This window comes from Bradyrhizobium monzae, assembly GCF_021458635.1.
In the GTDB taxonomy this organism is placed as follows: Bacteria; Pseudomonadota; Alphaproteobacteria; order Rhizobiales; family Xanthobacteraceae; genus Bradyrhizobium.
The window spans coordinates 136895-163356 of record NZ_JAIRDQ010000005.1 but is presented as its reverse complement, the minus strand read 5'-3'; the positions used below and the strand labels follow the sequence as shown (position 1 = coordinate 163356).

The 26462-nt window shown below is 64.6% G+C and carries 31 protein-coding genes and 1 pseudogene; 17 read left to right on the top strand and 15 right to left on the bottom strand.

The window, feature by feature from the left end; translation table 11 throughout:
• Positions 1-174 precede the first annotated feature (174 nt).
• Positions 175-612, top strand: coding sequence for a COG4315 family predicted lipoprotein (locus tag K3F49_RS20065; protein WP_234682676.1), 438 nt, complete (start codon positions 175-177; stop codon positions 610-612).
• Here the strand turns inward: K3F49_RS20065 and K3F49_RS20060 are convergent.
• Positions 609-830, bottom strand: a complete 222-nt coding sequence (locus tag K3F49_RS20060; protein ID WP_234682675.1) for a hypothetical protein — start codon at positions 828-830, stop codon at positions 609-611. The two genes, K3F49_RS20065 and K3F49_RS20060, sit on opposite strands and share 4 nt — an antisense overlap.
• A 157-nt stretch (positions 831-987) precedes the next feature.
• Complete coding sequence (locus K3F49_RS20055; protein WP_234682674.1) at positions 988-1641, bottom strand: L,D-transpeptidase; 654 nt, start codon at positions 1639-1641, stop codon at positions 988-990.
• A gap of 285 nt (positions 1642-1926) precedes the next feature.
• Here K3F49_RS20055 and K3F49_RS20050 point away from each other — a divergent pair, with 285 nt between their 5' ends.
• The 4 genes from K3F49_RS20050 to K3F49_RS20035 all read left to right on the top strand — a co-directional run bounded on the left by K3F49_RS20050 (position 1927) and on the right by K3F49_RS20035 (position 4376).
• Positions 1927-2946 carry a hypothetical protein gene (locus tag K3F49_RS20050; protein WP_234682673.1) on the top strand — a complete coding sequence of 340 codons (1020 nt, stop codon included), beginning with the start codon at positions 1927-1929 and terminating at the stop codon, positions 2944-2946.
• 367 nt (positions 2947-3313) lie between these two features.
• Positions 3314-3544, top strand: coding sequence for a DUF6894 family protein (locus tag K3F49_RS20045; protein ID WP_234682672.1), 231 nt, complete (start codon positions 3314-3316; stop codon positions 3542-3544).
• 87 nt (positions 3545-3631) lie between these two features.
• On the top strand, positions 3632-4024 hold the full coding sequence (locus K3F49_RS20040) for a hypothetical protein (RefSeq protein ID WP_234682671.1): 393 nt from the start codon (positions 3632-3634) through the stop codon (positions 4022-4024).
• Positions 4025-4127: 103 nt separating this feature from the next.
• Complete coding sequence (locus tag K3F49_RS20035; protein ID WP_234682670.1) at positions 4128-4376, top strand: hypothetical protein; 249 nt, start codon at positions 4128-4130, stop codon at positions 4374-4376.
• Between the two features lie 54 nt (positions 4377-4430).
• Here K3F49_RS20035 and K3F49_RS20030 read toward each other — a convergent pair whose 3' ends face one another.
• The 5 genes from K3F49_RS20030 to K3F49_RS20010 all read right to left on the bottom strand — a co-directional run bounded on the left by K3F49_RS20030 (position 4431) and on the right by K3F49_RS20010 (position 7875).
• Positions 4431-4616: a hypothetical protein gene (locus K3F49_RS20030; RefSeq protein ID WP_234682669.1), complete on the bottom strand. Its 186-nt coding sequence runs from the start codon at positions 4614-4616 to the stop codon at positions 4431-4433.
• 177 nt (positions 4617-4793) lie between these two features.
• Entirely contained in the window at positions 4794-5075 is a 282-nt protein-coding gene (minE, locus tag K3F49_RS20025) for a cell division topological specificity factor MinE (protein WP_234682668.1), read from the bottom strand.
• The gene (gene minD, locus K3F49_RS20020; RefSeq protein WP_234682667.1) at positions 5072-5887 is read right to left on the bottom strand and encodes a septum site-determining protein MinD; all 816 of its coding nucleotides are present in this window, start codon (positions 5885-5887) and stop codon (positions 5072-5074) included. Before minD ends, minE begins: the two co-directional genes overlap by 4 nt.
• 21 nt (positions 5888-5908) lie before the next feature.
• A complete protein-coding gene (gene minC / locus K3F49_RS20015; protein WP_234682666.1) occupies positions 5909-6607 on the bottom strand; it encodes a septum site-determining protein MinC in 699 nt (232 codons plus the stop codon).
• A gap of 263 nt (positions 6608-6870) precedes the next feature.
• Entirely contained in the window at positions 6871-7875 is a 1005-nt protein-coding gene (locus K3F49_RS20010; protein ID WP_234682665.1) for an ABC transporter substrate-binding protein, read from the bottom strand.
• A gap of 99 nt (positions 7876-7974) precedes the next feature.
• On the opposite strand from K3F49_RS20010, the gene K3F49_RS20005 reads away from it, so the two are divergent.
• From K3F49_RS20005 to K3F49_RS19980, 6 genes are all read left to right on the top strand, one after another.
• Positions 7975-8622: a TetR/AcrR family transcriptional regulator gene (locus K3F49_RS20005; protein WP_234682664.1), complete on the top strand. Its 648-nt coding sequence runs from the start codon at positions 7975-7977 to the stop codon at positions 8620-8622.
• A gap of 82 nt (positions 8623-8704) precedes the next feature.
• On the top strand, positions 8705-9478 hold the full coding sequence (locus K3F49_RS20000; RefSeq protein ID WP_234682663.1) for an ABC transporter permease: 774 nt from the start codon (positions 8705-8707) through the stop codon (positions 9476-9478).
• A 30-nt stretch (positions 9479-9508) separates the two neighbouring features.
• Entirely contained in the window at positions 9509-10546 is a 1038-nt protein-coding gene (locus tag K3F49_RS19995) for an NAD-dependent epimerase/dehydratase family protein (protein WP_234682662.1), read from the top strand.
• A complete protein-coding gene (locus tag K3F49_RS19990; protein WP_234682661.1) occupies positions 10533-11354 on the top strand; it encodes a GNAT family N-acetyltransferase in 822 nt (273 codons plus the stop codon). The genes K3F49_RS19995 and K3F49_RS19990 overlap by 14 nt, the downstream gene beginning before the upstream one ends.
• Positions 11355-11360: 6 nt before the next feature.
• Entirely contained in the window at positions 11361-12416 is a 1056-nt protein-coding gene (locus tag K3F49_RS19985; RefSeq protein WP_234682660.1) for a dihydrodipicolinate synthase family protein, read from the top strand.
• Entirely contained in the window at positions 12404-13186 is a 783-nt protein-coding gene (locus tag K3F49_RS19980) for an ABC transporter ATP-binding protein (RefSeq protein WP_234682659.1), read from the top strand. Before K3F49_RS19985 ends, K3F49_RS19980 begins: the two co-directional genes overlap by 13 nt.
• Positions 13187-13305: 119 nt before the next feature.
• Here K3F49_RS19980 and K3F49_RS19975 read toward each other — a convergent pair whose 3' ends face one another.
• Together K3F49_RS19975 and K3F49_RS19970 are read right to left on the bottom strand one after the other, a co-directional pair.
• On the bottom strand, positions 13306-14394 hold the full coding sequence (locus tag K3F49_RS19975) for a TRAP transporter substrate-binding protein (protein WP_234682658.1): 1089 nt from the start codon (positions 14392-14394) through the stop codon (positions 13306-13308).
• 141 nt (positions 14395-14535) lie between these two features.
• On the bottom strand, positions 14536-15027 hold the full coding sequence (locus tag K3F49_RS19970) for a MarR family winged helix-turn-helix transcriptional regulator (RefSeq protein ID WP_234682657.1): 492 nt from the start codon (positions 15025-15027) through the stop codon (positions 14536-14538).
• A 543-nt stretch (positions 15028-15570) separates the two neighbouring features.
• On the opposite strand from K3F49_RS19970, the gene K3F49_RS19965 reads away from it, so the two are divergent.
• Positions 15571-17427 (top strand): tannase/feruloyl esterase family alpha/beta hydrolase, encoded by a 1857-nt coding sequence (locus K3F49_RS19965; RefSeq protein ID WP_234682656.1) that lies wholly within the window; start codon positions 15571-15573, stop codon positions 17425-17427.
• A gap of 192 nt (positions 17428-17619) precedes the next feature.
• On the opposite strand, the gene K3F49_RS19960 is transcribed toward K3F49_RS19965, so the two are convergent.
• Both K3F49_RS19960 and K3F49_RS19955 read right to left on the bottom strand, forming a co-directional pair.
• Positions 17620-17877, bottom strand: a complete 258-nt coding sequence (locus K3F49_RS19960) for a hypothetical protein (RefSeq protein WP_148777784.1) — start codon at positions 17875-17877, stop codon at positions 17620-17622.
• A gap of 64 nt (positions 17878-17941) precedes the next feature.
• Positions 17942-18880, bottom strand: coding sequence for a DUF2778 domain-containing protein (locus K3F49_RS19955; protein WP_234682655.1), 939 nt, complete (start codon positions 18878-18880; stop codon positions 17942-17944).
• 190 nt (positions 18881-19070) lie between these two features.
• Between K3F49_RS19955 and K3F49_RS19950 the strand changes: the two genes are divergently transcribed.
• Together K3F49_RS19950 and K3F49_RS19945 are read left to right on the top strand one after the other, a co-directional pair.
• The gene (locus tag K3F49_RS19950) at positions 19071-19511 is read left to right on the top strand and encodes a DUF1810 domain-containing protein (protein WP_234682654.1); all 441 of its coding nucleotides are present in this window, start codon (positions 19071-19073) and stop codon (positions 19509-19511) included.
• A gap of 98 nt (positions 19512-19609) precedes the next feature.
• Positions 19610-21691 (top strand): methyl-accepting chemotaxis protein, encoded by a 2082-nt coding sequence (locus K3F49_RS19945; protein ID WP_234682653.1) that lies wholly within the window; start codon positions 19610-19612, stop codon positions 21689-21691.
• An 11-nt stretch (positions 21692-21702) separates the two neighbouring features.
• Here the strand turns inward: K3F49_RS19945 and K3F49_RS19940 are convergent, their stop codons facing one another.
• Complete coding sequence (locus K3F49_RS19940; protein WP_234682652.1) at positions 21703-22293, bottom strand: NADPH-dependent FMN reductase; 591 nt, start codon at positions 22291-22293, stop codon at positions 21703-21705.
• Between the two features lie 52 nt (positions 22294-22345).
• Complete coding sequence (locus K3F49_RS19935; RefSeq protein WP_234682651.1) at positions 22346-23290, bottom strand: helix-turn-helix domain-containing protein; 945 nt, start codon at positions 23288-23290, stop codon at positions 22346-22348.
• 302 nt (positions 23291-23592) lie between these two features.
• Between K3F49_RS19935 and K3F49_RS19930 the strand changes: the two genes are divergently transcribed.
• The 3 genes and pseudogenes from K3F49_RS19930 to K3F49_RS19920 all read left to right on the top strand — a co-directional run.
• The gene (locus K3F49_RS19930) at positions 23593-24681 is read left to right on the top strand and encodes a DUF2336 domain-containing protein (protein WP_234682650.1); all 1089 of its coding nucleotides are present in this window, start codon (positions 23593-23595) and stop codon (positions 24679-24681) included.
• Complete coding sequence (locus K3F49_RS19925) at positions 24678-24995, top strand: PilZ domain-containing protein (protein WP_234682649.1); 318 nt, start codon at positions 24678-24680, stop codon at positions 24993-24995. Before K3F49_RS19930 ends, K3F49_RS19925 begins: the two co-directional genes overlap by 4 nt.
• Positions 24996-25083: 88 nt before the next feature.
• Positions 25084-25298, top strand: a pseudogene (locus K3F49_RS19920) (HD domain-containing phosphohydrolase); the annotation flags it as partial.
• A gap of 44 nt (positions 25299-25342) precedes the next feature.
• Here K3F49_RS19920 and K3F49_RS19915 read toward each other — a convergent pair.
• Both K3F49_RS19915 and K3F49_RS19910 read right to left on the bottom strand, forming a co-directional pair.
• Positions 25343-25546 carry a hypothetical protein gene (locus tag K3F49_RS19915; protein WP_234682648.1) on the bottom strand — a complete coding sequence of 68 codons (204 nt, stop codon included), beginning with the start codon at positions 25544-25546 and terminating at the stop codon, positions 25343-25345.
• 135 nt (positions 25547-25681) lie between these two features.
• Positions 25682-26359 (bottom strand): nitroreductase, encoded by a 678-nt coding sequence (locus tag K3F49_RS19910; RefSeq protein ID WP_234682647.1) that lies wholly within the window; start codon positions 26357-26359, stop codon positions 25682-25684.
• Positions 26360-26462: the final 103 nt, after the last annotated feature.

Below are 26462 nucleotides of genomic sequence, written 5' to 3'. Positions count from 1 at the left end.
GCGAAGTGGGCACTGGTTCTCGTCAAGAAAATGCGACAGACAAAAAGCCAATCCCCCGTAGTTTTGTACGTATTTGTCGCAGACCCGCGAAACCTGGAACTAACCTTGGGCGGTTACGGTTGGCGTCAATTCCGCGCTTAACGCGCGATTAACTTTGCCGGTTTGGAGTTTCGGATGTTCAGGGTCGCCATTGCTACCGCAACCATCGCGCTGTCCACCGGTCATACGCTCGCGAATGGGCATGGCGGCGGCGGCGAGGCCCCTGCTGCGCCGAAGGTCGAGGCGGTGCCAGCGCCCGCACGCTTCGTTCTGACCAAGCAGGGCCCCACGCTCGTCGATCTCAAGGGCATGACGCTCTACTTCTATGAGCGTGACACCAGCGGCAAGACGTCGAGCTGTGATGGCAAATGCGCGGAGGCCTGGATTCCACTGGCTGCCCCCGCGAATGCCCAGGCGGCCGGCGATTTCACGCCGATTACCCGCAACGACGGCAGCAAGATGTGGGCCTTCCGCTACCGCCCGCTCTACACGTCCGTAGCCGACAAAACGCCAGGCGAAGCCAATGGCACGGCCACGACGTTGCAATGGCGCGTCGCTCGGCCCGGGGATTAAGGCGCAAACGGCGCGCGTCCGTCACTGCCTGACGTGCCCGCGAGCTTCGCATGGGCTGCAGAATCGACCGAGGCGTAATTCACCTCCGGATTCCAGTGCAGCACCGTGTACAGCACCACACCGGCCAAAATCGATCCGTAGAAACCGAGCGTGGCCCAACGCCACTTGCGCACGACGCGATGGTCGTCCTCATTTAATCGATCAATGAAATTTTGCATGATGCCTCCAATGGCAACGAGCCATTGAGACATAGCGCAGCCGGCGCGAGACGCCTGTGAAGCAGTTCACCTTTGCAACGGCCTGGTCGTCGCTCTACGCAGTCCTGTCATTCAAGCTTCGGTGATGCGGCTGACGTGACAGATCAGGTCAGCTGCCTCACCCGCGCCAGTTCGGCCCTGCCTGCATCTGCGCGTTCTGCCCTGGCGGCAGCACCACGACGGTCGCGTTGAGCTTCACCCGGTCGAACAGATCGATCACGTCCTCGTTGCGCATCCGGATGCAGCCCGACGAGATCGCCTGCCCGATATATTCCGGCTGGTTGGTGCCGTGGATGCGGTAGAGCGTGTCCTTGTTGCCGGTATAGAGATAGATGCCCCGCGCGCCGAGCGGATTGGCGGGACCCCCGGCAACGCGTGCCGGATACGGCCCGAGCCGCGCCTGGATCTCGGCGGTCGGCACCCAGTCCGGCCATTCCGCCAGACGGCCTACGCGCGCGACGCCCGAGAAGGCCATCGCCTCCTCGCCCACCGCGACGCCGTAGCGGATCGCCTTGCCGTCGGGCAGCACGTAGTAAAGGTAGCGCGCATCGGTATCGACCAGGATCGTGCCCGGCTGCTCCTTGCGCGGATAATCGACGATGTGACGGAGATATTGCTCAGGCACATTCGCCTGGGCGTAAGGCGTGTGCGCCAGCAACTGGCGGTCGCGCGCCGTCATGCTCGCATCCGTCGATGGCGAGAGCGTCGTCTGCATGCAGCCGCCGAGCGGCAGCAAGGCAACGACGAACAAAGCGAGTAGAGATCTTGGCACCGCCGGCCCCCCGATAGCGGATAGCAGCACCCCCAGCAGCGCTAGAATGCTGCCCAAATCGTGCTGAAAACAAGGCAACGTGGAACACGTGCCCGTGTTCGGCGCGCCGGGTTCCATCACCACAAACGGCGGAAGACGGTCGCGATGTCTCCATCGCCTCGCCTTGCTTTGGTCAAACCCGGCTGGACTCGTGCGACATCGGCCTATGCCGAACAGAATGGGATGGGCCCACGCAACCGATCGGCTCGCGCCAATGCGGACGACCAGCGCTTCACAGGAGATGCGATGCTCGCGACGTTGAACAGCCGGCAGATCGTCGATGAGATCGTGAAGGACACGATGAGAGACAACGATCCGCACGACGCGGTCCAGATTTCGCCGGACGTGGTACTGGCTTCGCGCGTGAGCAGCGAGGCGCCAACGCTGGCACCCGAGTTCACGGCCCGACCGGAGCCCAAGATGGATCTGAAGTTCGTCGCGGAGCCCAAAATCCAACCTGAGCCAAAGGTCACTGCGGTCCTGGCGCCGCAAGCGGCAACACCCTCGGTCGACACCGCCGTGCGCGTGACGGCCAGCGATGGTCACAGCCGGCCGAAGCGATCGGCCGCCGGCAAGTGGTTGCGCGGCGCGTTCCTCACGTTCCTGTTTGCGGGCGGCAGCGCTGCCGCCACCATCGGCTGGGAGAGGCATGGCGACACGGCCAAGCAGATGCTCGCCGAATGGACACCGGCCTTGACATCGCTGCTGCCTTCGACATCGCAGACAGCGCCGGTCGCAGCCACGCAAGCCGCCCCGCCCGTCGCACAGGATCAGGCCACCGACCAAACGGCGGTAACACCTGCACCAGTCGCTACCGCCGCTGCCGCGCCCTCCGCGACACCTGCCGATGCCACGCAAACGGTGGCGTCAATGACACGCGACATCGCAGCGATGGCGCAGCAGATCGAGCAGCTCAAGGCCAACATCGCGGAGTTGAAAACAGGTCAGGAGCAGATGGTCCGCGAGATGGCCAAGCCATCAGCGCCAAAGCCGATCGCCGAGGCGAAACCGCCGGTCGACCCGCGCGCGCGCGTGTCCGCGCTACCGCCGCGCGCTGCGGCGCCGATGCAGCCGCCGGCGCGCAGACCTAGGCCGGTCGTGTCGCACACCTACACGCCGGCTTATTCGCCGCCACCGCTCGCACCTCCACCGCCGCCGTCGCAGGCTGCCGCGGCCCCGCCGCCAGTGGCAGCGCCGGTCGCGACGACACAAGCGGTTGCCGATGATGACGGACCTGTCGTGCGTCCACCGATGCCGGTGCACTAGCGCTGCATCAAACGACAACCCAGGCTGTCCGACTCGATGCGATGATGTGAGTCCGTGCAACTACGGTGATGCGCCAAGGTACGCAAAGAGAAAAGGCCGTCGGGATCTATGCCGCCGGCCTTCTCTTGCAGCTGCCGGTTCCCGGAGCCCGGTTCTGCTGCAATTCCATGCCTTATGATCAGGCCGACATATTTAATAAAATCTTAACGCACTCGAACGCTGCACATCATTTCTGCGCCATAAGCACAGAGATTGCGCGCTCCGTTCATCGGATAGATATCGACTCAGTGGTACAATCCCTCATGCCTTGAAGACTTCCGTGGAAGGCTTCTTTTGGAAATTCGGACCGTCACACCGGGGAATTCGGATGCCATACTATTCCTTCGATCTCGTGGTTGGTGAAGAGTACAAGAACCAGGGCGGGATCATTCTCGAAGACATCGAGGTCGCCTCCGATCGCGCCGTTCAGCTCGCCACCGAGCTGTCGCAGGTGAAGCCTGAGCTGCAGCGCAAGGGTTGCGCGGTGCGCGTCACCGATCGCGATCACAACGAAGTCTATCGCACGCCGCTCGATCCTGTGCCGGCTTGGCGCCGATAGATCGTTGGCGAGCTTCACGGCCGCGCCCCCCATTGCGGAGCGGCGCTCCAGCCGCTAGCCTCCCCGAAAATCTGGGGAGGTAAAAGGATGCGGTACGGTTTCCTGATGGCAGGATTGTTGCTGATCGCAGCTCCAGCCCAAGCGGCTGACGACCATCCGCGCTCGACCTACGTGACCCTGGTCCTGCAAGCCTTCGCCGCCAAGGTCCAGTGTCCGGGGACAGACGTCGTCTACCAGGATCTGGTGCAGAAGGCGCAGCAGATGCAGCTGCCTGACGGCACCACCGAGCAGGTGCGCAAGGCGATCGCCTTCATGCATACCGGCGGCAAGATGGGCGAGAAACAATCTGACGACGTCATGGCCGAGGTCGCGGTGGCGACGCAAGCGACCGATCTCGACCAGCGCCGGCTCGGCATGAGCAATTGGTGCGAGAAGCAGAAGACCAACCTCGCCGGCCTGATCCGCAGCAAGGGCGGCTAGGCCCTCTCCCACCGTTAAGCACGCCGCGACGGAACCGTCGCGGCGGCCCATAATCGTCACATTCCTGGCCAGCATGCGGGACGTCTTCAAACCGGAGAACCTCATGCGGATCACTCATCTCGTCTTCGCCGGCGTGCTCGCGGCGAGCGCCATGCTGACGGCGCCCGCGCTGGCGAAGAATTCCGATGCCCAGAAGGGCGAGGACAAGGCGACCTCATCGTCCTGCAGCGCCTATCAGCAGGCCGCGGACGGATCCTGGGAGCAGCTGCCCTGCAAGGAGACCGGCGAGCGTGCGCAGCCGCAGACGCAGCACAAGCCGATGACGCAAGGCACCGAGCAAGGCGAGCGCTAGGCCCCTGGCTGAGCGGGAACCGGCCGATGTCGGCCTGCCCGGGCTGATCGCCGATCAGCTGTGGGCAGGTCCCCGCATGATCTTCATGGCATCGGCGATGTGACGCCATTCCTTGGCTTCATCGGCCTCACCCCGACCTTCGCAGGCCTGCGCCTGCTCGGCGGCCTTCGCGATCGCAGCAAAGCCATGCCGTTCCAGCATCTGCCGCGCGACGGTGTGAACCTGGACCTCGGACATCATGGGCGCTCTCCCGTTTTGGTAGGCCGCGGTGCAGCGCTCGCGTCCCGCGGTTTTCCGATAACGATCAAGTCGCGCGTCTCGTTCCGCTTCCCAGGCCCAAACGACAAAGGCGGCCCGCTGTACCCAGCGGACCGCCTTCTCACCCACCCCAAAACGGGCTGTTGTCAGTCGCGTCCCCTACGCGACCGCCACACGCTTGCGCTCGAAATCGTTGGGCACTTCGATATCGACCTCGAGGGTCGACACGTCGTCGCCGCGCTCGAGCCGGACGATGACCTTGGTCGGATCCAGCGTGACATGCTTGGAGACGACGGCGAGAATTTCCTCACGCAGCACGCCGAGCAGATCGGGCTGGCCGCGCAGTCCGCGTTCATGGGCAAGCAGGATCTGCAACCGTTCGCGAGCGACCGGTGCAGAGGTCTTTTTGCCGCGGAGAAGCCGAAGCAGACCCATGCTCATGCAGCCCTCCGTCGCAGCAGGCGATCCATAAAGCGCTTGCGTTCGGACGGCACCTGCATCGGCACGCTATCACCGCACAGCCGCCGCGCCGCGTCGATATAGGCCCGCGCGGGCGCGCCGTCGGCATTCGACAGCGTCACCGGCGTGCCGACGTTGGAGGCCTTCAGCACGTCCTGGCTCTCGGGAATGATGCCGAGCAAGGGCGTTGCGAGGATCTCGAGGATGTCGTCGATGGTCAGCATCTCGCCGCGCGCGGCGCGCGAGGGATCGTAGCGGGTGATGAGAATGTGCTTCTCGACCCGCTCGCCCTTCTCGGCCCGCACGGTCTTGGAATCGAGCATGCCGATGATGCGGTCGGAATCGCGCACCGAGGACACTTCAGGATTGGTGACGATCACGGCCTCGTCGGCAAAGCGCATCGCCATGGAGGCGCCGCGCTCGATGCCGGCCGGGCTGTCGCAGATCACCCAGTCGAAACGGCTGCGCAGATCGGCAATGACCTTGCCGACGCCCTCTTCCGTCAGCGCGTCCTTGTCGCGTGTTTGCGAGGCCGGCAGCAGCCAGAGGTTCTCCAGCCGCTTGTCCTTGATCAGCGCCTGCGGAAGCTTCGCCACGCCCTGCACCACGTTGATGAGGTCGAACACCACGCGGCGTTCGGCGCCCATCACGAGATCGAGGTTGCGCAGGCCGACATCGAAATCCACGACGACGACCTTGTCGCCGCGTTGCGCCAGCGCAGCCCCCAGTGCGGCGGTCGTCGTCGTCTTGCCGACGCCCCCCTTGCCTGATGTCACGACCAGTACCTTACTCATCTGAAATGTCTCCTTTGCTGGTCAGTTCAGTGCTGTAATTCGCATGGTGTTGCCCTGCAGCCAGGCCTGGGCCGGCTTGCCGCGCAACTCGGCGTCGATGTCGTCCGCAGTCTGATAAAACCCATCGATTGCAAGCAGTTCGGCCTCGATCTTCTGGCAATAGATGCGCGCGCTCGTGTGACCGTTCACGCCCGCCATGGCGCGGCCGCGGAGCGCACCGTAGATGTGGATGGAACCGCCGGCGACGACTTCGGCGCCGGAGCCGACCGAGCCTAGAATGGTGACGTCGCCTTCGGGGAAGATCACGGTCTGGCCGGAGCGCACTGGGCTATCAAGCAGCAGCGACGTGGGCTTGGCCTCGACCTTCGCCTCTGGCTTCTTGGGTGCGCTGGGCTCGATCACGCAACTGCGCCCGCCCGACAGCAGCGGCGGCATCGACGGCGTCAGCCGCGCCTCCTCCACGCCCTCGATGCCGAGCACGCGGATGTTGCGATCCGCGAGGCTGGTGAGGAGATGGCCGATACCGGACTGGCTCAGATCGACCGAGGACAGGTCGATCACCACGGGCCGGCCGGCGAAGAAGCCCGGCGACCGCGCGATGGTGGCGTCGATCTCCTGGAGCCAGTCCTGGATCGGAACCGTCGGCACGAACACGAAGGCCACATAGGAGCGACCGCGCAGGCGCACCATTTGGCGTTGGACTTTTGCTACAGCCTCCATAGCGGCCGACTCGTTCCCCGTTATTGAATGGTTAACGATGGGGCCGACATGGTTAACGGCTGGTTAATTTCTCCGTGGGGTTACGTGGGGATGGGCCGGCGGGCGGCCGGGCGCTCTCACCCAGCACATAGCTGTCATCGCCCGCGAAAGCGGGCGATCCAATACTCCGAGACGGTCATGGGTCAGCCGATAGGTTGCGGCGTACTGGATGCCCCGCCTTCGCGGGGCATGACACCGGTGCGTGAGGCGAGCGCGACACTCCCCTACTTCTTCACCTTGCTCGCATCCATCTTGATGGCGGGATCCAGCATCTTGGTCGAAAACGCCGTCGTCACGTCGAACGGCTTCTCCATGCCTAGATAGGTCTGGACCAGCTCATAGTCCTTCTTCATCCGCTCGCCGTCGATCCAGCCGAGACCCTTGGTGGTCGTGAACTCGTCCGTCATCAGATATTTGATGCGCTCCCACTGGCGCTCCTGGTTCTCCTTGTCGAGACCGGAGACCTGGTCGAGCAGCGCCTTCAGGCACGGCGCGACGTCGGCAACGCAGGCCGCAAAGGCCTTCTGCGAGATCCGAACGAAGTCCTCGACCAGCTTCGGGTTCTTCTGGAGATAGGCGCCGTTGACGATCAGCGAATTGCCGTAAGGGTTGAGGCCGATATCCTTCCAGTTGACGTAGCCGAGGTCCTGTCCGAACTCGATCACCTTCAGATCGTGCTCGTTGTAGAAGTCGCTGATGATGTCGACGGTGTGGCTCTTCAGCGCGGCGATCTTCGCGGTCGGCCCGATATTGACGAAACTGACGGAGTCGGGCGCGAGACCGGCGGCCTTGGCAAAGGCGGGCCACATCACGCGCGAGGCGTCACCGGGCGGATTGCCGATCTTGTGGCCGGCGAAATCCTTCACGCCGTTCACGCCGTAGCTTTTCAGCCAGTAGAAAGTCTGGCCGGTGTTGGCGTAGATGCTCATCAGCGCGACATCGTCGGCGCCCTTGCTCTTGGCAACCAGCATGGTGGCGAGATCGGCGATGCCGAAGGCGGAGCCGCCCGCGCCGACCTTGGCGGCGGATACGCCGGAGCCCTTGCCGACCTCGATGGTCAGGTCGATGCCGGCCTTCTCGTACCAGCCCTGCGCCTTGGCGTAATAGAACGGCGAATGGTCGGCCGTCGGCGTCCAGTTCAGGATCAGGTTGACCGCTTCGCCCGCGCTCGCCGGCATTGCCGGCAACCCCAGCGCCAGAGCCACAAAAGCCGCCTGCAAACGCTTCATCGTCCGTCTCCCATTGCCGCGACCCGGCTTGTCGCTCTCGCCGTGTGACGCTACCAATGCAACTAGCCCGTCTTCAACTTGTCAACTGTTTGGTTGGAAATGCCCGCAAAACGTTCAGGCGACACCGTGCCGCAGCGGCGCGACCCCGTCGCGACGCGCAAGAAGCTGCTCACCGCGGCACGCCTGGAGTTCGCCCGGCACGGTTTTGCGGGCGCCCGCGTCGACGAGATCGCCGAGCGCGCCGGCGTCAACAAGCAGCTGGTCTACCACTACTTTGGCGACAAGGACGCGCTCTACCTCGCCGTGCTCGAATGGGTCTATGAGGATATCCGCGAGCAGGAGCGCAAGCTCAATCTCGAGGGTCTGCCGCCGGACAAGGCGATCCGCCGGCTGATCGAGGGCTCGTTCGATCATCTGGCGGAAAACCCTGATTTCATCGTGCTTTTGAACGACGAGAACCGCGGCGGCGCCCGCCACGTCCGCGGCTCGACGCGGCTGGAGGCGATGCATTCGCCGCTGGTGAAAAGCGTCTCCCACATCCTGCACGAAGGCGTGCGCGCAGGAATGTTCCGCAAGGGCATCGACCCGGTCCAGCTCTACATTTCCATCGCGGGCCTCAGCTATTTCTTCTTCTCCAACACGCCGACGCTGTCGGCGATCTTCGGCAAGGACCTGTCGAGCCGCACCGCCCGCCGCGCCCGGCGCCGGCATGTCGCCGATCTGGTGCTGCAGTCGCTCCGGCCGTAATCAACCAACTGGTTGAAACTCGCGCCAAGCCCGGTTAGGCTCGGCGTTGCGGCAGTGTCGCCGAGGCAACAGGGAGCAGACGGTGACAGGTGACGGAGCCAGCAGTCCGGCGCGCAGCGTGGCGATCGTCCTGATCGTGCATCTGGCGGTGCTCGTGCTCTGGCAGGTCCTGGTCGATGCCTTCCACGTGCCGAAATTCATCCTGCCCTCGCCGCTTGCGACGGTGCATACGTTGGGAACCGCCAGCTATGCCTGGGGCGCCAATACGCTGGTGACGGCGCTCGAGATCCTCGGCGGCTTCACGCTCGGCGCCTTCGTCGGCGTGGCACTCGCCGTGATCTTCAGCTGGGCGCCGCTGTTGAGCTTGGTGCTGTTGCCGCTGTTCGTGACGCTGAACATGATCCCGAAGGTCGCGCTCGGCCCGCTCTTCATCGTCTGGTTCTCCTACGGCATCCTGCCGAACATCCTGATCGCCTTCAGCATCTGCTTCTTCCCGATCCTGCTCACGACAGCGCGGGGCCTGCGCGAGGTCGAGCCCGATCTGCTCGATCTCGTCAAATCGCTGCGCGGCTCGCGCTGGACGCTATTCCGCAAGATCCAGTTGCCGGGATCGCTGCCTTACGTGTTCTCCGGCATGAAGGTCGGCGCCATCCTCGCGGTCGCCGGCGCCATCGTCGGCGAGTTCATCGCCTCCGAGCGCGGGCTCGGCTACCTCATGATCCAGGTGCAGTCGTCGCTCGACACGCCCGCGATGGTGATGGCCGTCGTGCTGCTGACCTTGCTCGGCGTCGCCCTCTACGGCCTGGTGCTCGTGCTCGAACGCATGTTCGTCGTGGGCGATGCAAGACAAACCTGAAACGGCAGACTTAGCTGAAGGACTTCCCCCATGCTCCTCACCCGCCAGACGCTGCCGAAGACGATCCCTGATATTGCGGCCCTCGATGATCTCCTTTGCCGTCCGACGCAGGCGCTGATCGACGACCTCAAAAAGGTCGAAGGCGACATCATGATCCTCGGCGTCGCCGGCAAGATGGGGCCGACGCTGGCGGGGCTTGCCAAGGCCGCCGCCCCCGAACGCCGCGTCATCGGCGTCGCCCGCTTCAGCGACGCTGACGCCAAGGACTGGCTGCAGGCGCGCGGCGTCGAGACCATGAGTTGCGACCTGCTGGATGAGACCGCGATCAAGGCGCTGCCGAAGGCGCCGAACATCGTCTTCATGGCCGGCCGCAAGTTCGGCGCCGAGGGCGATCTGTCGCTGACCTGGGCGATGAATGCGCATGTGCCGGCGCTGGTGGCGCAGGCCTTCCCGTCGTCGCGGATCGTGGCGTTCTCGACCGGCTGCGTCTATCCGTTCGTGCCCGTCGACGGCAAGGGATCGAGCGAGGACATGGCGCCGAACCCGCCCGGCGAATACGCCCAGTCTTGCGTCGGCCGCGAGCGCATGTTCGAGTATTTCTCGCACAGATTATCGACGCCGGGCCGCCTGTTTCGGCTCAATTACGCGATCGACATGCGCTACGGCGTGCTGCACGACATCGCGACAAAAGTGCTGACGGGTGCGCCAATCGACGTCAGCCTCGGCCACGTCAATTTCATCTGGCAGGGCGACGCGTCCGCGCAGGCGCTACGGTGCCTGGCGCATTGCACGGCGCCGACCTCGCCGATCAATGTCAGCGGCCACGAGATACTGGCGGTGCGCGATCTCGCCCAGAAATTCGGCGCGCGGTTCGGCCGCGCGCCGGTGCTGACAGGCAAGGAAGAACCGACGGCGTGGCTGACTGACACGTCGAAAGCTGTCGAACTGTTCGGCCTGCCGGTCGTCGACACCGAGCAGCTGATCGCCTGGACCGCGGACTGGGTCTCCCGCGCCATGCCGAGCCTCGGCAAGCCGACCAAATACGAGGTGCGCGATGGCCGCTATTGACGGGCCTCCCGTCATCAAGCTCGGCCTGGATGATGCCATGGCGGGGCTTGTGCTCTCGACGGAGGCGCACTGGAACCAGACCGAGGAGGATTGGCGCGTCTTCCTGCGCGACGGCGTCGTGTTCGGTATTCGCACCGGCGTGCTACTGGTCGCAACGGCCGCGCTGCTGCCCTACTCCGGCAACAACGCCTGGATCAGCATGGTGCTGGTGACGGCCAGCCACCGCCGGCGCGGCCTCGCCACGCGCCTGGTCGATGCCTGCCTGGAGACGGCACGCAAGAACGGCATGACCAGCTGGCTCGACGCGACGCCGGACGGCGTTGCCGTCTATGGGCCGCTCGGCTTCACGCCGACGCTGCAATTGCGGCGGTTGAAGCTGGTGAAGTCCGCGCGCGCCGAAGCGCCGCCATCTTCATCCGGGAGCATCGACGCGCTTCGCGCGCGTGACCGGCGGGCGACCGGGCTCGATCGCACCGCGCTGCTGTCCGCTTTCGCACAGCGCTCCGGCTCGCGCATCGTCTCCGCGAACGGAGCCATCGCGCTGGTTCGCGACGGCCGGACCGCCCGCCACCTCGGCCCGCTATTCGCCGACAATGCCGCGGCAGCGCTGGCCCTGGTTGATACGATCGTACGCTCCGAGACCGGCCCGCTGCTGATCGACGCCGTCACCCCGCAGGCCGCGTTCCTGGAAGGATTGACTGCCTCGGGCTGGACCATCGAGCGGCCGTTCCAACGGATGCGGTTTGGTCCCGCCACCACCATGGCTGATGAAATGCCATTCGCCGTCGCCGGCCCCGAATTCGGATAGGACACCATGCACTATAGCCAGATCAACAGCGACGTCCGCAAGCTGATTGCCGAGGGCACCGTGCTGCCGGCGCATCCATTGGCGCTGACCGCCGGGCGCCAGCTCGACAAGAAGCATCAGCGCGCTCTGACGCGCTATTACATCGACGCCGGTTCCGGCGGCCTTGCCGTCGGCGTGCACACCACGCAATTCGCCATCCGCGATGTCGGGCTCTACCGGCCCGTGCTGGAGCTCGCCGCCGAAACCGCCGCGAACTGGACCAAGCGTCCGCTGGCGATGGTCGCGGGCCTTGCCGGCCCGACCCGGCAGGCCATCACCGAGGCGCGCACCGCGCGCGACATCGGCTATCACGCCGGCCTGCTCAGCCTCGCCGCGATGAAGAGCGCCTCCGAGGACGAGATCATCGGGCACTGCACGGCCGTTGCCGCCGAGATCCCGCTGGTCGGGTTCTATCTTCAGCCCGCTGTCGGCGGCGTCATCCTGTCGAGCCGGTTCTGGCAGCGCTTTGCCGCGATCGACAATGTCATCGCGATCAAGATCGCGCCGTTCAACCGCTATCGCACGCTCGACGTGCTGCGCGGCGTCGCAGCCGCCGGCGCGCTCGACCGCGTCACACTTTACACCGGCAACGATGATCACATCCTGCTCGACCTGATGCTGCCGTTCGACCTGCGCGACAAGGGCATCACCACGCGCACCTACTTCAAGGGTGGCCTGCTCGGCCACTGGTCGGTGTGGACCGCGAGCGCCATCAAGCAGTTCGAACGCTGCAAGGCGGCGCGTCACAGGGACAGCGTGCCGGCCGATCTGCTCGCGCTCGATGCCCGCGTCACCGATTGCAATAGCGCCTTCTTCGACGTCGCCAATAATTTTCACGGCTGCATCGCCGGCTGCCACGAAATACTGCGGCGCCAGGGCCTGATGCAGGGCCTATGGTGCCTCGATCCGAACGAAGGCCTCAGCCCTGGCCAGAAGGAGGAAATCGACCGCATCACCCGCGAGCATGCAGACCTCAGCGACGATGCCTTCGTAGCCGACAATCTGAGCAAATGGCTGGCATGAGCTCAAAACCCTTCATCAGCCTGCAAGGCGTCCGAAAGGTCTATCGCAGCGGCGGTGCCGAATTTCTCGCGGTGTCCGACGTCACGATGGACGTGCAGGAGGGGGAGTTGGTCTCGCTGGTTGGCCCGTCCGGCTGCGGCAAGACCACGGTGATGAAGATTCTTGCGGGCTTGCACGGCGCGGACGGCGGTACGGTAAGTATCGGCAATGCCAACAGCCCGTTCGATCCAACCCGCGACATCGGCATGGTGTTCCAGCAGGCGTTGCTTTTGAAATGGCGCACCATCCTGGACAACGTGCTGCTGCCGGCCGAGATCGTGGGCCTGCCGATCAAGGCCGCGCGCGAGCGGGCGCGCGATCTGCTCAATCTGGTCGGGCTTGCCGGCTATGAGCAGAAATATCCGCGCGAGCTGTCCGGGGGCATGCAGCAGCGCACCGCGATCGCGCGCGCCTTCATCCACGATCCAAAGCTGATCCTGATGGACGAGCCGTTCGGCGCGCTGGACGCGCTGACACGCGAGCAGATGAATCTGGAGATGCTGCGGATCTGGCGCGAGAGTGGCAAGACCATCATCTTCGTCACCCACTCGATCCAGGAAGCCGTGTTCCTGTCCTCGCATTGCGCAGTGCTGACCGCGGGCCCCGCAAAAATGGCCGATTACTTCCCGATCGACCTGCCCTTCCCGCGCGACCTGCCGCTGAAGACGACCGACGCGTTCGGCGTCTATGCGCGGCGGATTTATGCGAAGCTGGGATTGGGCGCGGCGTAAAGCAGCCACACGGTAGGTGCCGTAGGGTGGGCAAAGCGCAGCGTGCCCACCAATGGCAAGTGACGCAAAGAACGTGGGCACGGCGCAACTGCGCCTTTGCCCACGAGAGACCAGTGCGCTCAACCCTTGCGCATCTTGCTGAGCAGATAGTTGTCGTAATAATTCTCAGCGATCTGCGTATAGAACAGCAGCTCCTTCTGATACGCGTCGTGGCTGTCCTTGGTGCGCTTGAACAGGTCGCTCTTGGAAGCGAGCTCGTTCAGATGCTCCTGGGTCGCGTTGTAGCTGGCCTCCATCACGGGCTGCGGGAACGCCTTCAGCTCGGCGCCGTTCGCGATCAGGCGCTTCAGCGCCGCCGGGTTCACGCTGTCGTATTTCTCGAGCATCCAGGCCCCGGCCGCGGACGCGGCCTGATTGACGATCGCCTGGTACTGCTTCGGCAGGCTCGCCCATTTCTCGTCGTTGACGATCATGTGCAGCATGGCGCCGCCTTCCCACCAGCCTGGGAAGTAGTAATATTTTGCGACCTTCTGGAAGCCGAGCTTCTCGTCGTCATAGGGCCCGACAAACTCGACCGCGTCGAGCGAGCCCTTCTCCAGCGCCGCATAGATGTCGCCGCCCGCGAGCTGCTGCGGCACCACGCCGAGCCGCGCCAGCACATGGCCGCCCATGCCGGCGATACGGAATTTGAGGCCCTTGAGATCGTCGACGGTCTTGATCTCCTTGCGGAACCAGCCGCCCATCTGGGTGCCGGAATTGCCGCAGAGGATGGCGTGGGTCTTGAACGGCTTGAGCGCCTCGTTGGTGAGCTCAGCGCCACCGCCGAAGTACCACCAGGATTCCTGGTGGCGGTGGTTCATGCCGAATGGCGCGCCGGTGGCGTAGGCCAGCGCCGGCTCCTTCCCGATGTAGAAATAAAGCGGCGTCTGCGCCATTTCGACGGTGTTGACGCTGACGGCATCGAGCGCCTGCAGGCCGGGCACCAGCTCGCCGGCGGCGAAGGTCTGGATCTGGAACTTGTTGTCGGTGGCTTCAGCGACGTATTTCGCAAAGGTCTGCGCCGTGCCGTAGATGGTGTCGAGCGACTTCGGGAAGCTCGAGGTCAGGCGCCATTTGATCTCGGGCGCGCTCTGCGCGATCGCAGGTGCAGCAACCAGCGTTGTCGCGCCGGCGACCGCGCCGCCCTTGAGGAATGTACGGCGTTTCATCGTGGGGTTTCTCCCTCTGAGTCGGGCTTGAAATGGCCGGCGTAAGCCACGGTCCTGGCGGACCGTTTGCCTGTTCCTGCCACGCAGTTTTAGCCATGACAAAGAGGGGGCGGCCTGCCAGATCCGGACGTCGCGGATCGCTCAGGCGTCCCCGAGAAAGATCGACAGCGCCTGCCGCAACTCCTTATAGGCGCGCGGTCCGATCTTGGCCGCGAGTGCCTTGTCGCTTTCGGCAGCCGCCGGCCTCAGCCGGCCCAGCAGCGCCGTGCCGGCCTCGGTCAAATAGAGCACGTAATAACGGCGGTTGACCGCCGACGCCGTGCGCCGCACCAGGCCGCGGCCCTCCAGGTGATCCACCAGCCTGCCGAGCCCGGCCCGCTCGATCGATAGCAGCTGCGCGACCGCGAGCTGGTTGACGCCGGGATTGGCGTCGATCACGCAGAGCACTGAAAATTGGGCGGGACTGATCTCGAAGGCCGCCAACTGCCGGCTGAATTCCTTGAAGATCCAGAGCTGCGCCCGGCGAATGGAATAGCCGAGCAGTTGCGAGAGGTCGCCCAGCGCAAGCGGTTTCGCCTTGGCCGTCTTCGTGCCGGGCACGATGCGCGGCGCCGGTCGCGACGGCTTGGTCACGCGTGCCGTCCGCTGCGGCCGCGCGATCCGTTTCCTGACTCGTGGCTTCTTCCTCACTCGAGCCTTGCCTGGCTGCATCGCCGCCATCTTTCGCAAAGCCGGCATAGGCGATCCGGCGGTATCCCTGGGATTCGGACAGCGAGTCTAACGCAACGCTGTCGGATCGAGAAGTCGAGTGGGATCCCGCCTCTCGTGCATACAGCTTCTACGACAGGTTGCACGGCAATATCGCGCATTGCGTCATGTTGACACGGCAACATGGCTCGCCTAAGGATCGTGAAAGCCTGCCGTACCACGAGCAGGTTCAAGGGGAGCGAACGTCCGTGCCGTCATCAGGGGTGGGCGACGATCCGCGTGCCACAGCGCATCGCGGCGGAGCGGTTTTGCGCGCAACCGCAATCGCGTCATGGCTCTTTGCCGGCGCACGCGCATGTCTCCCGACAGCGATTCAGAAAACGTCTCTGGCCACCCGACGCCTCGCAAGTTCGCGGCGCGCCGGATGCTTTCGTTCAATCATCAGCGTTGAAACTGGGAGGGCATGACATGAAACGATTTTTCCTCGCCTCGACGATCGTCGCCACATGGGCGTCTCTCGGCCCGCAGGCGGCCGCACACGGACTGCCGCCGAGCGGCGTGGCGCCGCGCTCGTCCTGCACCGCCCTCACCGGGCTCACCCTGCCGAACACGCAGATCCTGAGCGCGACGCAGAAGTCGGGCTATTGCAACGTGGTCGGCATCATCAACAAGCGCGTCTCGACGCAGGACCCCGATCACTTCACTTACGGCATCGGCTTTGCGCTCAACCTGCCCAACACCTGGCACGGCCGCTTCGAGATGATGGGCGGCGGCGGCACCGACGGCAGCCTCAATGCCGACCCGCAAGGTGCGTCCGGCGTCGAGCTCGGCCAGGGCTGGGCGGTGGCGGCCGATGACGGCGGCCACGAGGACAGTGCGACCAACGTGGTCGGCGGCTATCAGGACGACGACGCCAATGCCGGCGGCTCCGCGCATTTCGCCATCGATGCGCAGGCACGCCGCGACTACGGCTACAACGGCATCGAAAAGACCGCGACGACCGCCAAGCAGATCATCTCCTATTTCTACGGCCTCGAGACCGTCTATTCCTACATCATGGGCTGCTCAAACGGCGGCCGCGACGCGATGGTCGCGTCGCAACGATCGCCCTGGCTGTTCGACGGCGTGATCTCGCAAAATCCCGGCTTCAACCTGCCGCAGGCCGGCCTTGCGGAAGCCTGGAACGAACAGGTGCTCGGAACGCTTTCAACCAGCAAGGACGTCAACGGCCAACCCTATATTCCCGACACATTCCCGCAGCAGGACCTTCAGGTGGCATCGGCTGCGATCCTGAGCGCCTGCGACGCGCTCGATGGCCTGGTCGACGGCATCATCGACAATTACCACGCCTGCACGGCCAGGAAGGTGTATCCGGCACTCGCGAGCTACACGTGCGGCACCGGCTCGCACGGCAGTACGCCGCATGGCGGCACCTGCCTCACCAGCGCGCAGGTCGATGTGCTCAAGAAGATCTACACCGGGCCGGTCAATTCAAAAGGCGAGCGGCTCTATTCGAACTGGTTCTGGGATGCCGGCATCTGGACGCCGCCGACCGCGCCGGGCGCAGGCTGGCAATTCTGGAACGTCGTCACTGCGCCGGTGCCTGGCGTCAACACCGCGATCAATTTGACGCTCGGCGCCGGCGCCGTCCCGATGATCTTCCAGACGCCGCCCGTGGTCACGCCCGTCAACGGACCGACCGGCCAGGAAGCCTTCGTGTTCAAATTCAACTTCGACACCGACGCGCCGAAGATCTTCACGAAGACCGCGGCCTATCCTGAAAGTTCGATGGACTTCATGGCGGCAGTTGCAACCGATTTGCGTCCGTTCAGGTCGCGCGGCGGCAAGCTGATCATCTCGTCCTCGGTCAATGACGGCATCTTCTCAGGCGCCGCGATCGCCCGCTGGTACCGCAAGATGAACCAGCGCATGGACAATCACGCGACCGATTTCGCGCGGCTGTTCATGGTGCCCAACATGGCGCATTGCGGCGGCGGCGCGGCCACCACGAGCTTCGCGACCAACGAGCTCAGGGCGATCACGGACTGGGTCGAAAACGGCATCGCGCCGGACCGCATCGTCGCGGCCAATACCAACACCACCTCGCCCTACCCGACCGGCGGCGTGTTCGATCCGCGCATTGCGCAGAACTTCCCGACCGGCGGCACGCGGCCGCTCTGCGCCTATCCCAGGATTCCCGCGTACAAGGGCCACGGCCTGACCAGCGATGCCGCCAGCTTTGCGTGCGTCGATCCCGGCTTCAGCCACGGCGGCGACCACGACTTCCACGACGATGACGACGGCCACAGCGGCGACAGGCATTGAGCTATCGCTTACTCTCGTGCCCCGGACGCAGCGCATCCGAGGCACGGGATTGTTCAGGCCAGCGCTCTCACCTCGTCATTGCGAGCGCAGCGAAGCAATCCAGAGTCTTTCCGCGGAGTCTCCTCGGCGCGTGCGCGCGTCATGGCTTCGTCGCGGCAGCCGCGAAGCCGGTTCGAGGAGAACGACGTTTGCTCAGAGCAGCTTCGCGCTCACGAACAGCGCGCGTACCGCGTTGGTTGCCTGCACCACGAGGATGGCATTGTCGGCGGCGCCCTCCAGCGCGTGGACGGCGTCGTCATGCAGCGAGCGGAATTCCATCCACTCGACCGATTTGAAGTTGGTGAGGAATTGATAGGCCTGGCCGACAGTCGCGATCGCCAGCGTGTCACCGTTCAGCTTGATCTTGAACGTCGTGCGCAGCGGGGTCTCGGAGCTTGCTGGATCACTCATGGGCTGCTTCTGGACGACAACGGCTTAACGAAGGGAAAACGGCAGCCCCGCCGTCCGGCGAATATCAGGAATCGGAGCTGGCGCGCTGCGCAACGGTCGCCGATCCGCTCAGGCGCGGCACCACGACCAGGCGGTTGAACTCGCCATTGTCATAGGCCTTCATGAAGCGATCGTAGTCCTTGATCGAGACGCAGCCGTTGGAATCGCCGCGTGGTCCGAGCATGTAGGTGTGGGTGAGCAGGCCGACGCGGCCAAGCGCGCTGGTGCCGTCGGTCGGCGTCAAGCGCAACGCGCGGACACCGTGGAACAGTTTTTCGCGCGGCTTGAGGTCGTAGGTTGCAGGCGGGGTCGCGCCGACCATGCGCTGGTCGACATGCTGGGGGTCATCCATCAGCGCGCCCATGCCCGAATGGGCCTCCAGCGCGACACCGCTCGGCAAATAGAGTGCCTTGGCCGAGATGTCATACACCGCTGTCCGCGAGTCGTAGCCAAGCGCGCCCAGATCCGGCGCCTTGAGGAACAGACCGCTGTCCGGCGTCAGCGAGGCCAGCTTGATCTTGTCGGTGAATTTCTCGAAGAAGTTGCGGTTGTCGACCCTGGGATTGGTATCGGCAAAGGCCTGGCTGGAGGCGATCTGGGCGGAGAGATCCGCCTGAACCGGCCGCGAGCGCGGCATCGGCACGGCGTCGGCACGTTGCGAAGACTGCCTCTCATCAACCGCTGTCCGGTCGTCGTCGGTCAGGGTCGAGCGCCAGTCGTCGCCCTGGAGCTTTTGGGCCAGCATCGCCTTGGCATCGCGCAGCTTGAGCTCCACCACGTTCAGCGCCGAACGCTCCAGCCTCCGCACGCCGGACTGGCTGCCCGACAGCGAGGTAAACCGGTCGTTGAACGAAGGGGAATTGGCCGGCGGCAGCGCGGCGGTGACCAACGGGGTGGAATCGCCGATATCGGTGACCCACGCGGCGGCGCCCAGCGCCAGCGCGAGCGCAGCCATAGACAGCAATATTGTCTCGGCTCGCCCAATTCGGCGGCGCGGCAACAGCCTTTCGGCGCTTGCGCGGTCGGAAACCATTAGATCCCCAAAATCGACCCCCGGGGGGCCCAACCCCCGCCCGGAGACTCTGTACCAACTACCACATTGGGAGCCAAAAGTTAGGCATAATCGCGGCCGGCAAGACCACGGGAGGTATCCAATGACCGATCCTTTCGATCTAGAGCGCTTCCTCAGGGCCCAGAACCCGGTTTTTCGCGACGTTTTGGCGGAGCTGTCCCGCGGCCGGAAGCAATCTCACTGGATGTGGTTCATCTTCCCGCAGGTCGCCGGCCTCGGCCTCAGCACCATGTCGCAACGTTACGCCATCGGCTCCCGGGCGGAGGCCGAGGCCTACCTCGCCCACCCCGTGCTCGGCCCACGCCTGATCGAATGCACCCGCCTCGTGCTTGCCGTCGACGGGCGAACCATCAACGCAATCCTCGGCGCGCCTGACGATGCCAAATTCCGCTCGTCGATGACACTGTTCGGCGCGGTTTCCGCCGAGCCTGTTTTCGACGAGGCGCTCGCCAGATATTTCGCCGGCGAGCGCGACGGCGCGACGCTGGAGATCCTGGCTTCTCTCGATCGCAAGGCCAACTGACTGCGACATCGGCGGCCACCAGCGTAAACCCGAGATTAACGTCGCCTGCCTATCTTCCGAGCAAAACAATTCTCCCCGCGCCAATTGCCGGACAGATCATGAAAATCGGTACGCTGCTGACCACCGCCATCGTCTCGCTCTCGACCGTCGGCGGCGGCCTCGCCGTCTACGTCGCCGTCACGAAATACCAGACGATGGACAGGATCGCCGAGGCGCAAGGGCGGCTCGCGATCGTCCGCGCCGTCAGCGACATCCCGCGCTATCTCAACCCCGAGCGCGGCTTCGCCACCAACATCCTCTACGGACCGGCGACCGTCGACCCGGCGCAGCTCGCCGAACACGACAAGCTGCGCAAGCAGACCGACGGCGCGCGCGACAAGATGAACGCGCTGCGCAAGGAGCTGCCCGGCTCCTTCGACGACGGCAACGCCCTCGGCAGCCACATCGACGGCATCAATTCGAAATTCGGCGCCCTGCGCGACGCCATCGACAAGGCGATCGCGGGACCGGCGGATGTGCGCAAGGACGCCGCCAGGAAGATCGTCGCCGACAATGCCGTGCTCAACGCCGGCGTGACCGCGCTGCTCAACGAGCAGGTCCGCCGCATGGCGATCCTCAACGGCGATGCCTACCGCCAGTCCAACTCCGCCAACATCGCCATGACGCTGCGCGACATCGGCGGCCTCAATGCCAGCGTGCACAAGAACCTGGTCGGTGGCAAGAAGGTTGGGACCGATGCCGAGAAGGCCGATGTCGCCCGCATGCAGGGCCGCAGCGACCAGATCGTGATGTCGCTGATGGAATTGCGCGGCAATCCCGCGACCCCGGCCAATGTCGGTGCCGCGCTCGAGACAATGAATGCACGCTATGTCGAGGAATTTGGCGCCGAGCTCAAGATGGTCAAAGACGGCGCCATCAGCGGCAAGTACGAGCACGATGTCGAGACTTACTACGCAGCCTCACAAAAGGGGCTGGGCTCCATCATCGGCGTCCGCGACGCCTTCTACGACAACGCCGAGCAGATCCTCGCCGGCGCGTCCGCCGCCGCGCACACCAGCTTCACGATCGCACTCGCAGGCCTCCTCGCCGTGCTGATCGCCAGCGCCGGCCTCATCGTGATGGTCCGCCGCCGCGTCTGCGCTCCGATCGTCGGCCTGACGACGCGGATGTCACGGCTCGCCGACGGCGACGTTGCGGAAGAGATTCCCGGCGCCGAGCGCTCCGACGAAATCGGCGCGATGGCCTCCGCAGTTCGGGTGTTCAAGGACAACATGATCCGGGCCGACAAGCTTGCCGCCGAAAAGCAGGCCGAAAGCGACGGCAAGATGCGCCGGGCCCAGGCGCTCGATGGACTCACGCGCGCATTTGAAGCCAAGATTACCGAATTGGTCGGCGGCCTGTCCCGCGCCTCCTCCACCATGGAGACCACGGCGCAGTCGATGACCTCGACAGCCGCACAGACCAACAGCCAGGCCGCGGTCGTCGCCGCCGCCTCCGAGCAGACCTCGACCAACGTGCAGACGGTCGCAAGCGCGACGGAAGAACTGACCTCCTCGATCGCCGAGATCGGCCGTCAGGTCGCGCAATCGACCGAGATCGCGGCCCGCGCCGTCGACAACGCCCGCCGCACCGGCGACACCGCCCGCGCGCTCGCCGACGGCGCGCAGAAGATCGGCGACGTCGTCACGCTGATCCAGAGCATCGCCGAACAGACCAACCTGTTGGCGCTCAATGCCACCATCGAGGCCGCCCGCGCCGGCGACGCCGGCCGCGGCTTTGCCGTCGTCGCGTCCGAGGTGAAGTCGCTGGCCGGCCAGACCGCCAAGGCCACCACCGAGATCTCCGAGCAGATCACGGCGATCCAGGCCGCGAGCGACGAGACCGTCACCGCGATCCGCAACGTCGCCGACGTCATCGCCGAGATCGACCAGATCGGCACCGCGATTGCGGCCGCGATCGAGCAGCAGGGTTCGGCGACCCGGGAGATCTCCCGCAGCGTCCAGGAGGCTGCCCGCGGCACCCAGGAGGTCAACACCAACATCACTGGCGTGCAGCGCGCCGCCGACGACACCGGTGCCGCCGCGCAGGAGGTGCTCGGCGCGGCCGAACAGCTCTCGACGCAGTCGCGCGATCTCGCCGGCCAGTTCGACCGCTTCCTCGGCGAAGTCAGGGCGGCGTAAGCCGCAAGCGTTCAATAAGGCGGCGGCTTGCGCGCGCGTTGCGCTTTCGCCGCCTCGATCCACCAATCGAGGTCATCGGCGAAGCGCGGGAACGAGCGTTCCAGCGCCTTGCCGCCCTCGCCGATCGGCTCGCTCTCGGCTGACAGCGTCTGCGCGATCGGCCCGACACCGATGGTGCTCGAGATCACCACCATGCCCATTTCCGACAGCGTGCCGTGCCACGCGGTCGAAGCGCGCGCGCCGGACAGGCGGCCGGCGGAATAGCTCACGATCGCGGCCGGCCGCCAGAACCACTCTTCCAGGAAGTGGTCGGTGAGGTTCTTCAGGCCGGGCTGAATGCCCCAATTATATTCGCCGGTGACGAAGACGAAGCCGTCGGCGCCGCGGATCTGGCCGGCGAGCTTCTCCAGCGCCTCGGGCGCCGCACCTTTGGGATATTCCTTGTACATGCGGTCGAGCATCGGCAGGCCGATCGCCTTGGCGTCGATCAACTCGACCTCGTCGCCGCGGCCGCGCAGGCGATCGATGACGAAATTCGCAAGGCGGATGCCCATGCGGTCGGACCGGTAGGAACCGTAGAGGACGAGGATGCGATTGCTCATGTCCTGCAGGTTAGCACGAAAAGCGCGGGACGGCCCCAGCCGATTTGCAGCGCTATCGTTTTCGCCCGAATTCCAGCGTCTGCGACGGCGCCTCGCCGAACTGGTCGCGATAGCTGCGGGAGAAATCGCTGAGATGCCAGAAGCCGAAGGCGAGCGCGACGGCCTTGACGCTGTCGGCACCGGCGAGCAGCCGCTGGCGCACCAGCCACAGGCGGCGCAGGCGTAAATAGCGGTGCAGGCTCATGCCGCGATAGCGGCGCACGACGTCGTGCAGGGTGCGGACGGACAGGCCGAGCTTGCGCGCAATCTCCTCGCTGTAGATCGGCTGCGAGAGATCGTCGGACAACAGCGCACGGATATCCTGGAACAGCTTGAACTGCCGCTCGTCATTCGGCCGCTGGGTCCAGCGCGCGGGCACGACATTGGCGAACGCGGCATCGACGGCACCGAGCAGGGACTCCTTCATCGCCGCTGCCTTCAGCGGCGCCTCGGCTGAAGAGATCGGCTCCGACGCAGCCGCCAGCACTTCCCTGACCACCTTCCGCAGCCAGTGCAGCGCCAGGGGACTGGTCTCGAAGATCTTGAAGCTGGAGCTCGTCTCGGGCCAGCCGCGATCCTTCACCTCGGGCCTGAACACGACCGAGGCGATTTGTCGCTGCACCTCCTCGATCGTGTTGTAGGCCGCGCCGCTGCTGCCGATGACGATGACGGCGCGGTCGCGCTGCGCGCCGTTGAAGCGGATCGGGATTTCGAGATCGTCCATCGCGAAGCCAACCGCCGTGCAGTCGGCAATGAGCTGCGCGTCCACGACGCGCGGAAATGCCCGCGTCATGTTCACGTCGCAGCCGGGCAATTGCAGAATGATCTGCTCGGTCGCGATCCTTCGCACAAACGGCGTGAACTCGAAATTCAGGCCGCGGATCGCGTTGCGAAACTCATCGACATCTGCAAAACGAAATATCTTTGGCGCCAGTGGCGCAGCATCAATGTTGTTCATGGCAAATGAAAATACGCGCCAGGAAACGACGCGTGTTCGGCAATGCGCCGATCTGAATTCCCCCTTCCGGCTCCCCGTGAGACCGACAGACTCATTCGAGCCCGCCTCGACCAGTTGGCGGGGGTCCAACGCAAAGGACAAGGAGCGGCGTCGCCTCCTGCCAAATTTCGATAGCGTTTCCGGCGAAACAGGCGGTGCGCTGATACCCCGCAGCGGCGATGTCTCAATTTCAAATTAACGCATATAGGGCGGAATGGAGGGCGTTAGTTCGTCGAAATTTATTTTGAGTACAGGCCCCTGCCATGATGGCAAATTCGCCTGCTGATATTCTGGGTGAATTGGAGGAAGCGGTCGCAACCTGTCCGCGGGACCGTTGCGCGCGTATCCTGTCCGGCATTGTGCAGTTGCTCACCGGCAGCCGCGATCGTTCCCAGGAACTGCTTTCCGGCGTGGTCGATGGCGTTCTGCTGCGACTGACAGAACGGGTCGAGGCGAGTGCGCTGATCCAACTCAGCACGACTCTTGCCGATCTCAAAGTCGCTCCGCCGGAGACATTGCGGCGCCTTGCCTCCCACGACAACGCGGACGTGGCGTGTCCCGTGCTGCTCGGATCCCAGGCACTCTCCACGGCCGATCTTGCGGTGATCGCGGCCTCGTGCGGCGAACGGCATCAACGCGCGATCGCGGCGCGTGACTGCGTCGAGCCCGATGTGGCCGAGGCGCTGATCAGGCGCGGCGAGCATATCTGTCTGGCGCTGATCAAGAACCCCGGAACACAATTCTCCGAGGCCGCTTTTGCCACCCTCGCCGCGGCCGACCAGGACGGCGAGATTGCGAAGGCGCTGGTGCTGCGGCCCGGCACCCCTGACTTGATCGTGCGGAAGCTGCTCTCCACAGCCCCCGCCAAACCCAATGCCTCCGCCGTTCCTCCCGCGCAGGCTGCCGTACCGACTCCGCCAAAGCCGCGCTGCTCGGCCGATTACGCGAACGCGCGGCCCGAGATCATTGCGCTCAGCCGCGTCGGCAAGCTCAACGATTCCACTGTGAACCGCTTCGCGATCCGCGGCGAGACCGCCAATCTTTTCGCCGCCCTGTCGGTACTATCAGGCGCACCGATCGAGATCGTCGAACATGTCATGAGCGATGACGATTGCGAGGGCCTGGTGATGGCGTGCCGGGCGGCGCGCCTGAACTGGGCGACCACGCTCGCGATCCTGAGCAATCGCAGCGGCGCGCGGCTCTCGTTCGCCCAGCGCGAGCGCGCGCAACTCATCTTCGAAATGCTTCTGTTGTCGACCAGCCAGTGGGCGGTGCGCTGGGGGGAAATCGCAGCAAGCGCCAACACAAACGATCCGGGAAATCGCGGCGCGAAAATGGGGAACAGCCGATGAGATTCGACGGTCGCAAGGATTCTCGCGTGAAAATGGAGCACCGGCAACCCGTCAATTTGATGGGATCGGACGGCACGTGGCGGCGCAGCTGCGTCTTGCTCGACGTGTCCAACACCGGCGCCAAGATCGAGGTCGAAGGCACACTCGACGTGCTGCAGGCCAAGGAGTTCTTCCTGGTGCTGTCGTCGACGGGTCTCGCCTACCGCCGCTGCGAGCTGGTCTGGATCGACGGCACAATGGCCGGCGTTCACTTCATCAGCGCGGACAGGAAGAAGCGGGCGGCGGCTGCGCAGACTGGCGCCCAGAGCAAATAGGATCGAACTTCATCAACGTCGTCCAACCGTAATCATGGCGATGTCATCCGCGCAGAACGCGCGAACCATAACCAGGCCTATCAACCCCGACGGCAGCGGCTATCCGGATGCGTTGGTCGGCGAGAGCATCAACGACATCGTGCGCATTCTCACGATATCGGACTTTTTCGCCGCGCTGATAGCGCACCGCACGACAAGCCGACGATGCCGCGCAACGAGGCCTATGATATTCTCTGCGGGATGACCGGAAAGCTGGAGAAGGCGCTGGTCGCATCCTTCAAGGAGCTCGCACTGTCACGCTGAGCGCGCGCGAAACCAGCGGGCGGGCAACAACGTCACGGGTGCGTCTAGTGCGTCGCCCGATATTTGATGCGGCGCGGGATCGAGCGACAAGCCAGTCCTTCGGCGAGCAGCTTCATGTCTTCGCGCCGGCCACTGCGGACCAGCCTGCTGAACTCTTCAGGTGTAAAAGGAAGGCTGGGATCATCATCGATCGGATGCCGCATCCGCGGACCGAAGAACCATCGAACCAGGCTAGCCAGCCGCCGCATGTCAATTCCCTCGCGCCAGCAACAAACCTTCAAGTCCTCATATTGTTCCTCCTGCACGGCAAAGATTGCAAGAGGCCGTGACGAGTCCGCACGAAAAATTTCGCGAGGGAATAATCTCCTCCGGCCTCTTGGGTGTCAGTCGGCAAAACCAACGTAGCGGACGAACTCGTCATTGCCTTCGCGATCCGAACGAACGGCATTCGCGGCAAAGTTGTCGTCAGGATAGCCCATTGCAACGCAGGTCATGATGACCTCGTCTTCCGGGATCTTTGCGACTTCGCGCACGATGTCGGAACGCATGATGCCCTGCCCGTTGACGACAGAGCCGAGCCCGCGGTCCCAGGCTGCCAGCACGATGCCATAGCAGAGTGCGCCGAGATCGAAATGGCAGACGGCGCCGGGATCGAGCACGCGATCGTAGGTCAGCACCAGCGAGACCGGCGCGTCGAACTGGCGGAAGCCGCGCAGCACCCAGTCCTGCCGCATCGGCTTGTCGTCGCGTGCAATCCCCATCGCGCCGAACAGCTTCTTGGCGATGTCGACTTGGCGGCTGCGATGCACGCCCTGGTACTCGCCATGGCTGATGATGTCGCGCTTGACCTTGGCCCCGCCGACCATCTCCTCCATGTTGCGGCGGCGCACTTGTTCCAGCGGGCTGCCTGTCAGGACGTGAACATGCCAGGGCTGGGTGTTCATCGACGACGGCGCGCGCTTGGCGCTATCGATGATCGCCTCGACCACGGCGCGCGGCACCGGCTGCTGCTTGAAACCGCGCACGCTGCGGCGCGACTGGACCAGCGTTTCGAATTCCACCTCAGGACCTCCCTGCCCGTTCATTCATTTGCATGGCATCTGCAACACCTCTGCGGTTGCCGATGCGACCCGCGAAATCTATGCTAACCCGCAAGCAAGACCA